The sequence below is a fragment of the Thiomonas sp. X19 genome (assembly GCF_900089495.1).
GTDB lineage: Bacteria > Pseudomonadota > Gammaproteobacteria > Burkholderiales > Burkholderiaceae_C > Thiomonas_A.
This window is the reverse complement of record NZ_LT605203.1, coordinates 4189653-4204062: the sequence shown is the minus strand read 5'-3', so window position 1 is coordinate 4204062 and position 14410 is coordinate 4189653. Positions and strand designations below refer to the sequence as shown.

The following is a 14410-nucleotide window of genomic DNA, read 5'->3' as shown; positions in this document are numbered from 1 at the left end:
GCATCCCACGCCCCCGTGGTGTTTGATACTCTAGGCACGGGAAGCGCGGCGCGGCATTCACCAAAAGGCGGTGCGCGCCGATGCAATCGGAGGAGCCTGACCTCGGGCGGACTACGCTGAAAGAACGAGCCTGCGTGTCGGGCCGCTCGAACGCGGTGATGGCGCCGATGCCGGGTGTTTCAGATCGCCGGATCGTGCGCGCTGGCGTACACCGCGATCTGCACCCGCGAACTCAGCTCGAGCTTGCGCAGAATGCTCTGCACATGCACTTTCACCGTGGTTTCGGCGATGTCGAGTTCGCGCGCGATCTGCTTGTTGCTGGCGCCCCGCACGATCGCCGCGGCGATCTGCCGCTCGCGCGGACTGAGCGGGCTGGCGGCGGCGTGCGCTGCGGGCGCGGGTGCGGCGGCCCCCGCGGCGTCAGGCGGAGGGGCGAAAGCCTGCGCCAGCTTGGGCGTCATGTCCGCGCTGATCACCGCCTCGCCGCGCCAGGCGCGGTGGATCGCGCCGACCAACTCCTCGGCCTCGCAGGTCTTGAGCAGATAGCCGCTGGCCCCGGCGCGCAGCGCCGCGCCGAGATCGGCGGCGTCTTCGCTGACCGTGAGCATCAGCACGCGGGCGCCGGGCGCGGCCTGGCGCAGGCTTTGCACCGCATCGACCCCGCGCACCCCGGGCAGGTGGTTGTCCAGCAGCACGATGTCGGGCTGTCGCTGCGCGGCCAGACGCAGCGCCTCGCCGGCGTCGCCAGCTTCGCCGATGATGCGCAGTTCGGGCTCTTCGCCGAGCAGCGCGACCAGTCCGCGGCGGAACAGGGTGTGGTCATCGACCAGCAGGATGCGGATTTCAGGCGGCATGGGCGCTCCGGGCCTGCCCGCGGTCTGTGGCGATGGACACGGCCTCGGGCAGTTCAAGCAGCACGCGGGTGCCGGTGCCCGGCGCGGTGTCGATGCGCAAATCGGCCCCGATATTCGCCGCGCGCTCGCGCATGATCTGCAGGCCGACATGGGCCTGGGCGTCGGCGGTCCCTTTTCCCGGATCGAAGCCCTGGCCGTCGTCGCGGATCTCGAAGCGCCAGCGCCGCAGGCTACTCACCTCCACCGTCACGGCATGTGCCCGGGCGTGCTTGCGCACATTGGACAGCGCCTCCTGCAGCACATGCAGCACCTGCACCTGCACGTCGGGGTCCAGCGGCTGGCCGTGGCCGTTGAATTGCAGCGTTACCGGCACACCGCTTTGCAGCTCGAACTTCTGCAGGGTGCTGCGCAGCGCGGGCTCGATGTCCTGCTCTTGGGTGCGGGTACGGAAGTGCAGCAGCAGTTCGCGCACATCGGCCAGGCTTTCGCGCACCCCGGCGTCGAGTTCGTTCACTGCAGTGCCGATGCGCTTGGTGTTGTTTGACTTCAGCGCCGAGCGCAGGAGTTGCAACTGGATTTTCATGAACGCCAGCGCCTGGGCGATGGAGTCGTGCAGTTCGCGCGCCAGCAAGGCGCGCTCCTGCGCTACGGCGGCTTCGCGCTCCAGCGCGGCGCTGCGCAGGCTTTCCATCGCAGCGGCGAGATGCCCGGCCAGGGCGTCGAACAACGCGCTTTGCTGCGGGTCGATGTGGTGCGGCGAGCGATAGAACAGGTTGATTTCTCCCAGCAGCCGGTGCTGGGCGGCGACCGGAATGCTGACCAGCGTGGCGAAGCCTTCTCGCATGCAGGCGCCATCTGCTGCGCCGACCTGATCGATGCCCCCGGGTCTGCGGAACTGCACCATCTGCGCGCCCTGATTCGCCCGCGTTTGACCGCAGTGGCAAGTACCCGCAATGAGACAGCGCTCGGATTCGGTGATTTCCGCGGGCATGCTGTGTGCGGCCAGCAGCAAGTAGCGTTGCGCCGTTTCATCCGTCCAGCGCAACAGGGCGGCGTCAGATCCGGCGATGCGTTGCATGGCCGCGGTAAAGGCGTTGGCGAGTTCGTCCAGGCTTTGCGCTCGCGACACCAGGGCGCTGATTTCGTACAGCGCGGCGAGCCGCTGCTGCTCCGTTTGCAAGGCGGCGGTTTTTTGTTGCACCCGGCCTTCCAGCTCGGCATACACGGTTTGCAACTGCTCGGCCATGCGGTTGAAGCCAATGGCCAGATCGCCCAGTTCGTCGGTGGAGTTCACATGCACACGCACCGTGTAGTCGCCTTCTTTCAGCACCTGCACCCCGCGGCTGAGCCGTCCCACCGGATCCAGGACGAACAGGTAGGCGGCATAGAACATCAGCATGGAGCCAAGCACCACCAAGGCCGCCATCGCCATCTGAAAACCATGCAATACCGTGGTCCAGAATTCGAGCCGTTGTTCGATGGCGTTGACGAAGGCGTCGATCTGGCCGACGAAGTGGTCGATTTCTGCGCGTGGAATCTGCGGGCCGAGACGCGCATCGAGCCAGCGCGGGCGCAGCTTTTGCCATTCCGTCTGCACGATGGCGAAACGCTCGCGAATGGTGCCGTCCCACGGCACGAACAGCGGGCGTGCCTGGTTGCCGCGGCGCAGCAGATCCAGGCTGCGCTGCATCTGCTCCACTTCCACCGGGAGCGCCGCCTGGCCAGGCGCGTCGGAGGTGAGTGCGAGCCGATACGTCATCATGCGCAGCCGACCTGCCACGTTCATGGCGGCGGCTCCGCCTTCGAGATTCCACGAAATCCACAGTGTCGCCCCCACCGAAAGCAAAGACAGCAGCAGAAAAGCGCCAGCGAACATGGCGATTTTGTTCGTCAATGACCAATGGCGTTGCATGGCGCGATCACTTGGCGGGTTGAGGTTGCTGCGGCCACTTCGACCAGGCAATCATAAAAACACGGCCCATTTCCCAGGTCAGTCAGCCGCTGGTGGGTGAGCTGGTTGACATTGGTGCCGGAGGGGCTGAGTTTGCGCCACCAGATGCCCAAGGCCACGATCTGTCCGGCTCGGGTGCGCTTGCTGACCCGGGCGCGGCAGGTGATGGCGCCGCGGTCGTTGAAGGCGCGCACCATCTGACCATCGCTGATGCCGCGCGCGGCGGCGTCTTCGGGGTGGATCAGCAGGGAGGGTTCGGTTTCGAGGGCGCGCAGGCTGTCGACGTTGACGAAGCTGGAGTTGAGGAAGTTGCGCGCGGGGGGCGAGATCATCGCCAGCGGGTAGCGGGCAGCGAGTTCGGGCGCTGTGGCGGCGCACTCGTACGGCAGGATGACTTCGGGCAGCGCGCCTCGCCCGGCATCCAGCTCGCGCTGTGACCAGAACTCGCATTTGCCCGATGGCGTGGGAAAGCCGCCTTGGGCGAAGGGCGCGGCGGGGCCGGGCAGCTTGGCCCAGCCGCTTGTGCGCAGGGTGCTCCAGGTGATGCCGCCGTTGCGTGCATCCGGGGCGATGGCCAGCGCGGCAATCTGTTCGTCGGTCTCGGTGAAGCAGGCGTCGGTGAACCCCATGCGCGCGGCGAGCAGGCGGAAAATCTCGGTGTTGGGTTTGGCCTCGCCCAGCGGGGCGATGGCGGCGTTGTTCGCCAGCCAGTAGCGGTGGCCGTAGGCCTTGTGCACGTCCACATGTTCGAGCTGGGTGGTGGCCGGCAGCAGGTAGTCGGCGTAATCGGCGGTGTCGGTCTGGAAGTGGTCGAGCACCACGGTGAGCAGGTCGTCGCGGGCGAAGCCCTGGCGCACCTTGTCGCCCTCGGGGGCGACGGCCAGGGGATTGCTGTTGTAGACGATGACGGCCTCGACTTTCGGGCCGAAATCGCTGCCCCCTTCGCGCAGCAGATCGTCGCCGATGGTCACCATATTGATGGTGCGCGGCTTGCGCCCTGCCAGCAAATCCGGGCGCTCCAGCGCCGCGCCGTTGGCGGCGAAATGGTTGGAGCTGGACAGCAGCAGTCCGCCGGCGTCGTGCCGCCATGCCCCCACCAGCGCGGGCAGGCAGGCGATGGCGCGCACGGCGTTGGCGCCGCCGCGCACCCGCTGCAGACCGTAGTTCATGCGGATGGCGGCGGGCCTGGTGGTGCCGTAGTCGCGTGCCAACTGGCGGATTTGCGCCGCCGGCACGCCGCACACCTCGGCCGCGCGCTTGGGCGGCCATTGCAGCGCGCGTTCGCGCAAGGCGTCGAAGCCCACGGTGTGCAGCGCGATGTAGTCGTGGTCCAGCCGGTCATGCACGATCAGCTCGTGCATCAGCGCGTAGGCCAGCGCGGCGTCGGTGCCGGGGCGCAGCTGGATGTGCTCGTGGCATTTCTCGGCAGTGTCGTTGCGCCAGGGGTCGATGCTCACCAGCCTGGCCCCGGCCCGTTTGGCGCGCTGCGCATAGGTCCAGAAATGCAGATTGCTGGTGATGCTGTTGCTCCCCCAAATCAGGATGAGCTTGCTGTGCTCGAACTGCTCCACGTCCAGCCCCAGCTTGCCGCCGATCACCGTCTTCAGCCCGGCTTCGCCCGCGGTGGAGCAGATGGTGCGGTCGAGCAGGCTGGCCCCCAGCTTGTGGAAAAAGCGCGCCGCCATGCTCTCGCCCTGCACGAAGCCGAGGGTGCCGCCGTAGGAGTAGGGCAGGATGGCTTGGGGCTCGCGTGCGGCGATTGCCTTGAGGCGCGCGGCGATGTCGTCCAGCGCCACATCCCAGCTCACCGGCTCGAACTGCCCGCTGCCCTTGGGGCCGATGCGCCGCATGGGTCGCAGCAATCTGCCCGGGTGGTAGGTGCGTTCGGTGTAGCGCGAGACCTTGGTGCACAGCGCGCCGTGGGTGGTGGGGTGGTCGGGGTCGCCGCGCACGCTCACGGCCACGCCGTCCCGCACGGTGACGAGCAGGGCGCAGGTGTCGGGGCAGTCGTGCGGGCAGGCCGCGCGGACGATGGTGTCCGAATAGGTGTCAGAGGCGGAGGCGGTGGTCATGGCGATGCGGGCAGGCGAGGGTGCGGCGGCAAGCCGGCGGGGCGGGGAACAAGTGTAGGACGTGCCTGCCCCTGCGCACGACGCTGGCAATCGGCAGCGTTTGCCTGATTGCGCGAAAATGAGCTCGCCATCCCCGAACACACGAGCAGGAGCTTTCCATGCAGATCATCGATTCCATCGTGGCCGAAGCCGCGCGCTTTCGCGCCATCCGCCGCGACATTCACGCCCACCCCGAGCTGTGCTTCCACGAAGACCGCACCAGCGACACCATCGCCGCCCTGCTCACCGAATGGGGCTTGCCGGTGCACCGCGGCCTGGGCAGGACCGGCGTGGTGGCGGTGATCGAGGGCAGCAAGGGGCCGGGGCGCAGCATCGGCCTGCGCGCCGACATCGACGCCCTGCCGGTGACGGAGAAAAACACCTTCGCTCACGTCAGCACCCACCCCGGCAAGATGCACGCCTGCGGCCACGACGGCCACACCGCGATGCTGCTGGCGGCGGCGCATCACCTCAGCCGCAACCGCGATTTCGCCGGTCGCGTGGTGTGCATCTTCCAGCCGGCCGAAGAAGGCGGCGGCGGCGCGCGCGAGATGATCAAGGACGGCCTGTTCGACAAGTTTCCGGTGGACGCCGTGTTCGGCATGCACAACTGGCCGGGGCTGCCGGCCGGGCACTTCGCGGTGAAGGCCGGGCCGGTGATGGCGTCGAGCAACGAGTTTCGCATCGTCGTGCGCGGCAAGGGCTCGCACGCCGCCATGCCCCATCTCGGGCTCGACCCGCTGCCGGCCGCCTGCCAGATGGCGCTGGGCTTCCAGACCATCATCAGCCGCAACAAGAATCCGCAGGAAGCCGGGGTCATTTCCGTCACCATGATTCACGCCGGCGAGGCCACCAACGTGGTGCCAGACTCGGTTGAAATTCAGGGCACGGCGCGCACCTTCACCACCGAGCTGCTGGACCTGATCGAGTCGCGCATGCGCGAGATGGCGCAGCACACCGCGCAGGCGTTCGGCATGCAGTGCGATTTCGAGTTCCATCGCAACTACCCGCCCACCATCAACCACGCCGCCGAGACCGAGTTCGCCCGCCGCGTGATGAGCGTGCTGGTGGGCGAGGAAGCCATCCACAACTTCGAACCGTCGATGGGAGCGGAGGACTTCGCCTACATGCTGCAGGCGCGGCCCGGCGCCTACCTCATCATCGGCAATGGCGGCGGCGACCACCGCAGCCCCGGCCACGGCGCCGGCCCCTGCACGCTGCACAACGCCAGCTACGACTTCAACGACGACATCATCCCGCTGGGTGCGAGCTTCTGGGTGCAGCTCTCGCGCAACTGGCTGGCCCAGGCCTGAGCGACCACGAGACTGGCGCCGCGTCGGGCGCAAGGCATGGTCTTGCCGCGGCACAGCCGGATTCGAGCAGCCACGGGGCTCAACCGGCGCAGGCCTCCGGCTTCTTGTCTTTCAGCGCCGCGGCGCTGAGTTTGCGCAGGGTGGCGGCCTGGGCTGGTGTCAAGCCGTCCAGCACCCAGAAGGTGGACTTCATGCCCGCATTGCGCTGCACCACCTGGGCGCTGTTCACGCCTTTTGCCTGCATCTGCGCCAGTTCCTGCTGCGCGGCTGCTTCGGTGCCCAGCACGCCCAGCGAGATGCCGAGCATGTAGTTCGGCCGGTCGGTCACGGGTGCATAGGTGCCATCCTTCAGCCCCAGGCGCCGCAGCTCGCCCAGCTTGCGGTTGAGCGTGGCGGTATCCGGGAAGGGGCCCATCAGCACCATCCACTGCGGGTTGAGCGCCTGCTTTTTTTCCACCGGCGTCAGCCCGGCGGCGCGCAACGCGGCGCCCACGGCCGGGCCGACGGTGATGTAGGGGCCGAGTTGCAGGCAGAGTCTGGACGCGGCACCTGCAGGGGCTGAGGCCGCAGCGGTGACAGCGGCTTGCGCGGCGGACGCCATCGAAGCCGCCGGCGCGGGCCGGCCCGAGGGCGCGGATGCAGCGGACGCTGCGGCCGAGGCGGAAGCAGCTGCTTGCGCAACCGACACGGTCAGGCGCTCGGGGTGGATCTGCTGCTTCAGCCGCTGCGGCTCGGCCACGTCGGTCGGCCCCAGGCCGGCGGCGCGCAGATAGCCATGCGACCAGGCGTAAAAGCCGAGATTGCCGAGGACGAGAAGCAGAACGAAGGCGCGCAGCATGGTGGGTGAGTGCGAGGAGAGCGGGTTTTCAGAGGGGCCGGGGCGGCGCTGGATGGCTCAGGGCATGGGTCGATGGCCGGCCTGCACAGCAGCGCGCCGCAGCGAGACATCCCCACTGGACACGCGGCGCACGCCATCGGCGGTCTGCAGCAGCAGGTGGCCGCTGTCGTCCACCCCCAGCGCCTGGCCCGTCTGGCGCAGTGTGCCATGGTCGAGCACCACCACCGGCTCACCCGTCCAGGCGTGCAGCTGGTTCCAGGCATCGGTCCAGGGGGCGAAACCAGCCTGCGCATAGATGGGCAGGCCGGCGAGCATGGCCGGCATGAGCCGCCGCAAAACGTCCCAGCGGCTCTCAAGAAAACGCCGGGCCGCTCCCAAGTTTTCTTGACCCCCTTGGGGGGAATCCGCTGGCGGAGCGTTGGGGGCGATCTGGTGCAGATGGCAGGCATCCAGGCCAATGGCATCGGGCAGGTCGGGTGGGCTGCGCAGGTTCAGGCCGATGCCGATCACGGCCCAGCGGGCGAGCTGCGTGTCGGCCAGCTCCACCAGCACGCCGGCCAGCTTGCGCTCTTGCAGCAGCACATCGTTGGGCCACTTCAAGCGCACTTCGGCGGCCCCTAGGCCGTGCAGGCATTGCGCCAGCCAAACGCCCACCGCCACACTCAGGCCGGCGATGGGCGTGCCCGGTGCGAACGGCCAGGCCAGCGAGGCCAGCAAGCTGGTGTGGGCGCCATCCACCCACGGCCGGCCCTGGCGGCCACGGCCTGCGGTCTGGTGGCCGGCAACCAGAAGCTGCGGGTTGGCGCCCCCAAACCTGTCGCTTCGCGTCAGGCCCCTCGAGGGGGGAAGAAAACTTGGGAGCGGCCCGGCGTGTTTCTTGAGAGGCTCGGCGTCGGCGCCGCGCACGCGCGCCAGCAGTTCGGCATTGGTCGAACCAATCTGTTCGCACCAGTGCACCGCGCAAGCCTGCTGCTGCACCCCGAGCAGGGTTTGCAGCGCCAGCGCTTCGCCTGCGTCGGCGCTGGCGGGTGTGGCCTGAGGCGCAGGCCTTGTCGCTCGGCTTGACGCGGCTGGATCAGGCTTGGACATGGACATGAGAGGGCCTTAGCGCTTGGGCGCAAGCAGGGTGCCGCGGCAACCGGGCGTGCCGCAGTGGCAGGCATACTCGCGCTTGAGTTTGGCGGTGTAGCGCGCGTCGAGCACGAGGCGGTAGTCGTAGAACAGCTCCTCGCCCACGGCAAGGTCGCGCAGGGCGTGGATGAACACCCGCAGCCCCTCCTGCCGCGCTTCGCAGTTGGGCGCGCACGCGTGGTTGATCCAGCGCGCGCTGTTGCCGCCGACATGGGCGTCGATGACGCGGCCGTCGTCGAGCGAGAAGTAGAAGGTGTGATTGGGCTGCGCCGGGTCGTGCGGGTGGCGGCGCAGGGCTTCGTCCCAGGATATGCACTCGCCGATGTACTCGATCACGCGCTCGCCGGCCGCAATCGGCCTGCGGGCGAACACGCCTTTGCCATGCACCGGGGAGGAGCGCACTTCGGTGCGCGGGCCGTGGTTGGGCTTCGCGGTGAACGGGGCTGGCTGGGCTTTGGGCATGGGTATGGACTCGGACCCGCGGTATCACCGTTCGCGGGAAACTGGTTAAAGTAGAAAAAGGAGCGGGCACCCCCAACTGCATCGGCAAGCTTGCCGATGGATGGACGCGCAGTGGGTGCAAGCGGCATTGTCGAGCCCCGCAGCGGCGACTGCGAAGCCACCGCGCTCACCCGTATTCTCCGGCGCAAGTTGCGACGGAATTGTAAGGAGGCCAAGCATGAGCCAGCAGCGTCGTTTGCATCTCAAGTTACTCGCCGGCGGCGTTGCCGCAGCGGCGCTCGCGCCCGTGGCGCTGGCGCAGTCCGTGGCGCAGCAGGCGACGGTGCTGGAGAATAAGGACAAGAAGGCGGTGCCGCTGCCGGCCGTGGGCAGTCCTTTCGCCCTGCCGACCAGCATCGAACTGATCGACGGCCGCAAGCTCCGAACGCAAGACCTCAAGGGCCGGCTGGTGGTGCTGGAATATTGGGCCACTTGGTGCCCGTTCTGCGCCAGACAAATGCCGCATATGGAACAGCTCTACAAGGACCACGGCAACAAGGGCCTGATCGTGCTCGGCCTGTCGATCGACAAGAAGGCGGCCGACGTGCCGCCTTATGTCCAGCAGCGCGGCGTGAGCTTTCCGGTGGCCTGGATGTCGCCCGAACTGGCCAAGGTTCTGCCCAAACCGGCCGGACTTCCGGTCACCATCGTCGTCGGGCGTGATGGCCGGGTCAAACTGGCCGAGTCTGGCGAACTGTTCCCCGAAGACATTGCCGGCATCGCCAAATATCTCTGAATTCAACGCAAGCACCCATGAGCAAAACCCTGGTCATCGCCGAAAAACCCAGCGTCGCACAAGACATCGTGCGCGCCCTCACCCCCACCGCGGGCAAGTTCGAGAAGCACGACGAGTTCTTCGAAAGCGACTCCTATCTGGTCACCTCCGCGGTGGGCCATCTGGTGGAAATCGGCGCGCCCGAGGCCTTCGAGGTCAAGCGCGGCAAGTGGAGCTTCGCCAACCTGCCGGTGGTGCCCACGCACTTCGACCTCAAGCCGATCGAGAAGACCAAGTCGCGGCTCTCGGCCATCGCCAAACTGCTCAAGCGCAAGGACGTCACGGCCGTGGTCAACGCCTGCGACGCGGGGCGCGAGGGCGAACTGATTTTCCGCCTGATCCAACAATACGCTGCTGCCCGGCAGCCGGTGCAGCGCTTGTGGCTGCAGTCCATGACGCCGCAAGCCATCCGTGACGGCTTCGCCCATTTGCGCAGCGACGCCGAGATGCAGCCCTTGGCTGCGGCCGCGCGCTGCCGCAGCGAGGCCGACTGGCTCGTGGGCATCAACGGCACGCGGGCGATGACCGCGTTCAACTCGCGCGACGGCGGCTTTTTCCTCACCCCGGTGGGCCGGGTGCAGACGCCGACGCTGTCGGTGGTGGTGGCGCGCGAGGAGCAGATCCGGCGCCATGTGGCGCGGCCTTACTACGAGGTGCAGGCCGGTTTCGCCGCCGCCGCCGGCAGCTACAACGGCAAGTGGTTCGACCCGGCGTTCAAGAAAGACACTGACGACGGCGATCGTCGCGCCGACCGCTTGTGGGACCGCGCCCAGGCCGAGGCCATCGTCGCCGCCTGTGCCGGCAAGACGGCCGAGGTCACCGACGAATCCAAACCGGCAACGCAGATCTCGCCCGCGCTGTTCGACCTCACCACCCTGCAGCGCGAGGCCAATTCGCGCTTCGGATTTTCCGCCAAGATGACGCTGTCGCTGGCGCAGTCGCTGTACGAGAGGCACAAGGCGCTGACCTATCCGCGGACCGACTCGCGCCACCTGCCCGAAGACTATGTGGCCGTGGCGCGCGACACCCTCAAGGTGCTGGGGGAAGGCGAGGGCGCCGCGGCGCCGCTGGCGGGTTTTGCCAGCACCGCGCTGGAACGCGGCTACGTGAAACCGAACAAACGCGTGTTCGACAACGCCAAGGTGTCGGACCACTTCGCCATCATTCCCACGCCGCAAGTGCCCAAGGCGCTGAGCGAGGCCGAGGCCAAGCTGTACGACATGGTGGCGAGGCGCTTCCTCGCGGTGTTTTTCCCGGCGGCCGAGTTCCACGTCACCACCCGCATCAGCCGCATCGACGTGCACCAGTTCCGCACCGAGGGCCGCGTGCTGGTGGTGCCCGGCTGGCTGGAAATTTACGGCCGCGCGCAACAGGGCGACGACGCCAATCTCGTCGCGGTCGAGCCCGGCGAGAAGGCCGCCGCTGAAACCGTGGAGCTGCTGGAGCACAAGACCAAGCCGCCGGCGCGCTACACCGAGGCCACGCTGCTGTCGGCGATGGAAAACGCCGGCAAGATGGTGGACGACGAGGACTACGCCGAAGCCATGGCCGGCAAGGGGCTGGGCACGCCGGCCACGCGATCGAGCATCATCGAGGGCCTGCTGGCCGAGCAATACATGCTGCGCGAAGGCCGCGAGCTGGTGCCCACGGCCAAGTCCTTCCAGCTCATGACCCTGCTCCGCGGCCTGGGCGTGGAAGAACTCACCAAGCCCGAACTCACCGGCGAGTGGGAGCACAAGCTGGCGCAGATGGAGCGCGGCCAGATGCAGCGCGACGCCTTCATGCAGGAAATCGCGGCGATGACCGAGGCCATCGTCAAGCGCGCCAAGGAATTCAACCGCGACAGCGTGCCCGGCGACTACGCCACGCTCAAGACGCCCTGCCCGAACTGCGGCGCCGTGGTGAAGGAAAACTACCACCGCTTCGCCTGCACCCAATGCGACTTTTCCATCGGCAAACATCCGGCCGGACGCAGCTTCGAGCTGGCCGAAGTGGAGCAGTTGCTGGCGACCAAACACCTCGGCCCGCTCACGGGTTTTCGCAGCAAGATGGGCAGGCCATTTGCCGCTGAACTCAAACTCGTGCGAGACGGCGGGGAGGCGAAGCTCAAGGAAGCGCAAGGCGACGCCCCTGGGGGATCACATTCAGGGCAGTGGAAACTCGAATTCGACTTCGGCCAGCCCTTGACCGGCGAGGGCGCCGAAGCCCCGGACTTCACCGGCCAGGAAGCGCTGGGCAACTGCCCGAAGTGCAGCGGCGCGGTGTACGAAGCCGGCAACGCCTATGTCTGCGAGCACAGCGCGGGGCCTGCGCCGACCTGCGATTTCCGCAGCGGCAAGATCATCCTGCAACAGCCCATCGACTCGGCGCAGATGCGCAAGCTGCTGAGCGAAGGCCGCACCGACCTGCTCGACGGCTTCGTCTCCGCCCGCACCAAGCGCAGGTTCAAGGCCTTCCTGGTGCGCCAGCCGGATGGCAAGGTCGGCTTCGAGTTCGCTCCGCGTCCCGGGGCCGCCGCCAAGGCGGGTGCCCCAGCCAGGACGGCAGCGCGGAAGGCCCCGGTACGCAAGACGGCGGGTTGAGGGCCAGCCTGAAATTGGAATGAGGTTGGCTAGGGCTGGTCTCGCAAAGCCCTTGGCACCTCAGCCCGGAGGTTCGGCTGCAGCCAGGTGCAGGCGCACCACCAGTCCGGGCGTGTCGCGTCCGGTGCAGGCGGGGTTGTCGGCCAGCTCGACGATGGCGCTGTGCTGGCGCGCGATTTCCTGCACGATGGACAGCCCCAGCCCGCTGCCGTCGTGGCCGGTGCCGAGCACGCGGTAGAAGGGGCGAAACACCAGCTCACGTTCGGCCAGAGCGATGCCCAGGCCGCTGTCTTCCACGCTCAACAGCACGCGCCAGTTGGTGGCATCGGCTTTCAGACGCACGGACACGCTGCCGCCACGCGGGGTGTAGGCGATGGCGTTGTCCACCAGGTTTTTCGTCAGTTCGTGCAGCAGCAGGGCGTGGCCGCGCACCCACAGCGGCGTGTCGGGGGCGTCGAACTCCAGCTCCAGCCCCTTGCCGAGCGCCATCGGCGCGAGTTCCTGCACGGCGTCGCGCACCGGCTTGCGCAGGTCGACGCTGCTGAGCGCGCCATGCGCGGCCACGCCCTGGTTCTCGGCGCGCGCCAGCAGCAGCAATTGGTTCACCAGGCGCGTGGTGCGCACGACGGAAAGGCTGATCTGCCGCAGGCTGGCACGCAGCTCCTGCGGGTCGGTCTGGCGCGCCGCCAGCTCGGCCTGCATGCGCAAGCCGGCCAGCGGCGTTTTCAACTGGTGCGCGGCGTCGGCAATGAAGCGCTTTTGCGTCAGGATGGATTGCTCCAGCCGGCCGAGCAAGCCGTTGATCGAGTCCACCAGCGGGGTGATTTCCTCGGGCGCCTCGCGCTGGTCGATCGGGCTCAGGTCGTCGGGCTGGCGGCGGCGAATGCGCGCCTGCAATTCGTTCAGCGGAATGATGCCCTGGCCCAGCCCGAACCACACCAGCAGGATGGAGATGGGCACGATGACGAACTGCGGCAGGATGACCCCGCGGACGATGTCGCGCGCAAGCAGCGTGCGGCTTGTCAAGCCCTCGGCCACCTGGACCAGCAGCAGCGCTGGCTTGTCCGCAGCGCGAGTGGGCGAAGCGGCGGGAGCGGATGCGCCGCCCTTCGCCTCGTTCGTGTTGCTTGAGGCGGTGGCGGCGGGTGCGGCCAGCCAGCGCCAGGCGATGCGCAGCTCCTGGCCGCCCACTTCGGCGTCGCGCAGGTGCACGCCGTCAGGCCAGGGTGCGGCGGCGTCGGGCGGCGGTGGCAGAGCGGCGTCGCCACCCAGCAGCTGGCCGTGGGTGCCACGCACTTGCATCAGCACCGCATCGCCACCGGCCAGGGTGTCGGTCCCCGGCTGGCGCAGCAGGGGGAGGGCGGCGACGGCGCTGCGCTGCGCCAGGTCGGCCAGCACCGCCACGCGCCGCTCCAGGCCCTGGTCGAAGGGATGGGAGGCGATGGCTTGCGCCACCAGATAGGTGATGCCGATGGACAGCGGCCACACCAGCAGCAGCGGCACCAGCATCCAGTCCAGAATTTCGCCGAACAGCGAGCGCTGGCGCAACCGGCGCCCGGGTGGCGTGGGCTCGGTCTTGGCGGCTTCGTCGAGTTGGGGCAGACTGGCCATGAAGGATGATGGGGAGCGGACTCCTGGCCTCGATCAGGCGACCTGTTGGGGCGCGCCGGGGATTTTTTCCAGACAGTAGCCCAGGCCTCTGACGGTTGCGATGTGCACCGGACCGACCTCGATCTTCTTGCGCAGGCGATGGATGTAGACCTCGATGGCGTTGGTGCTCACCTCCTCGCCCCAGACGCACAAGTGATCCACCAGCTGGTCCTTGCTCACCAGCCGGCCGGTGCGTTTGAGCAGCACTTCGAGCAGGGCGAGTTCGCGCGCGGAGAGGTCCACCACCTTGTCGTCCAGCATCACCACGCGTCCGGGCAGGTCGACGCTCAGCGGGCCGTGGCGAATGGTGGGGCTGGCGCCGCCCATGCCGCGCCGCGTCAGTGCCCGCACGCGTGCCTCCAGCTCGGCCAGCTCGAAGGGCTTGGCCATGTAGTCGTCGGCCCCCAGGTCCAGTCCGCGCACCTTGTCCTCCACGTTGTCGGCGGCGGTGAGGATGAGCACGGGCAGGGTGTTGCCGCGGCTGCGCAGCCGTCGCAGCACCTCGAAACCCGACAGGCGCGGCAGGCCGAGGTCGAGGATGAGCAGATCGAACTCGCTGGTCTGCAGCGCCGAGTCGGCGGCGGCGCCGTCGCCGACCTGATCCACGGCGTAGTGACTGGCGCGCAGCGAGCGCGTGAGGCCATCGGCCAGGACTTGATCGTCCTCGGCAATCAGAATGCGCATCAGGGGTCTCCTCATCGTAT

11 protein-coding genes are annotated in these 14410 nt (G+C 68.0%); 3 read left to right on the top strand and 8 right to left on the bottom strand.

Annotated features, from left to right (window positions below):
• Positions 1–179 precede the first annotated feature (179 nt).
• The 3 genes from THIX_RS20475 to THIX_RS20465 are packed head-to-tail and all read right to left on the bottom strand — an operon-like array spanning position 180 to position 4877.
• The gene (locus THIX_RS20475; RefSeq protein ID WP_112487696.1) at positions 180–854 is read right to left on the bottom strand and encodes a response regulator; all 675 of its coding nucleotides are present in this window, start codon (positions 852–854) and stop codon (positions 180–182) included.
• Positions 844–2748: a type IV pili methyl-accepting chemotaxis transducer N-terminal domain-containing protein gene (locus tag THIX_RS20470; RefSeq protein ID WP_233224660.1), complete on the bottom strand. Its 1905-nt coding sequence runs from the start codon at positions 2746–2748 to the stop codon at positions 844–846. Before THIX_RS20470 ends, THIX_RS20475 begins: the two co-directional genes overlap by 11 nt.
• Positions 2745–4877, bottom strand: a complete 2133-nt coding sequence (locus tag THIX_RS20465; protein WP_112487694.1) for a molybdopterin-dependent oxidoreductase — start codon at positions 4875–4877, stop codon at positions 2745–2747. Before THIX_RS20465 ends, THIX_RS20470 begins: the two co-directional genes overlap by 4 nt.
• Before the next feature lie 158 nt (positions 4878–5035).
• Between THIX_RS20465 and THIX_RS20460 the strand changes: the two genes are divergently transcribed.
• The gene (locus THIX_RS20460) at positions 5036–6229 is read left to right on the top strand and encodes a M20 aminoacylase family protein (RefSeq protein ID WP_112487693.1); all 1194 of its coding nucleotides are present in this window, start codon (positions 5036–5038) and stop codon (positions 6227–6229) included.
• A 79-nt stretch (positions 6230–6308) separates the two neighbouring features.
• Here THIX_RS20460 and THIX_RS20455 read toward each other — a convergent pair whose 3' ends face one another.
• From THIX_RS20455 to THIX_RS20445, 3 genes are read right to left on the bottom strand one after another with little or no spacing between them, the layout of a single operon-like run.
• On the bottom strand, positions 6309–7067 hold the full coding sequence (locus THIX_RS20455; protein ID WP_112487692.1) for a sporulation protein: 759 nt from the start codon (positions 7065–7067) through the stop codon (positions 6309–6311).
• A gap of 57 nt (positions 7068–7124) precedes the next feature.
• Positions 7125–8162, bottom strand: a complete 1038-nt coding sequence (locus tag THIX_RS20450; RefSeq protein WP_112487691.1) for a biotin--[acetyl-CoA-carboxylase] ligase — start codon at positions 8160–8162, stop codon at positions 7125–7127.
• 9 nt (positions 8163–8171) lie between these two features.
• The gene (locus tag THIX_RS20445; RefSeq protein WP_112487690.1) at positions 8172–8660 is read right to left on the bottom strand and encodes an SET domain-containing protein; all 489 of its coding nucleotides are present in this window, start codon (positions 8658–8660) and stop codon (positions 8172–8174) included.
• Between the two features lie 217 nt (positions 8661–8877).
• On the opposite strand from THIX_RS20445, the gene THIX_RS20440 reads away from it, so the two are divergent.
• Positions 8878–9435, top strand: coding sequence for a TlpA disulfide reductase family protein (locus THIX_RS20440; RefSeq protein ID WP_112487689.1), 558 nt, complete (start codon positions 8878–8880; stop codon positions 9433–9435).
• A gap of 17 nt (positions 9436–9452) precedes the next feature.
• Positions 9453–12056 (top strand): DNA topoisomerase III, encoded by a 2604-nt coding sequence (locus tag THIX_RS20435; protein ID WP_112487688.1) that lies wholly within the window; start codon positions 9453–9455, stop codon positions 12054–12056.
• A gap of 60 nt (positions 12057–12116) precedes the next feature.
• Here the strand turns inward: THIX_RS20435 and THIX_RS20430 are convergent, their stop codons facing one another.
• Positions 12117–13667 (bottom strand): sensor histidine kinase, encoded by a 1551-nt coding sequence (locus tag THIX_RS20430; protein WP_112487687.1) that lies wholly within the window; start codon positions 13665–13667, stop codon positions 12117–12119.
• A 33-nt stretch (positions 13668–13700) separates the two neighbouring features.
• A complete protein-coding gene (locus tag THIX_RS20425; RefSeq protein ID WP_112487686.1) occupies positions 13701–14390 on the bottom strand; it encodes a response regulator transcription factor in 690 nt (229 codons plus the stop codon).
• Positions 14391–14410 lie beyond the last annotated feature (20 nt).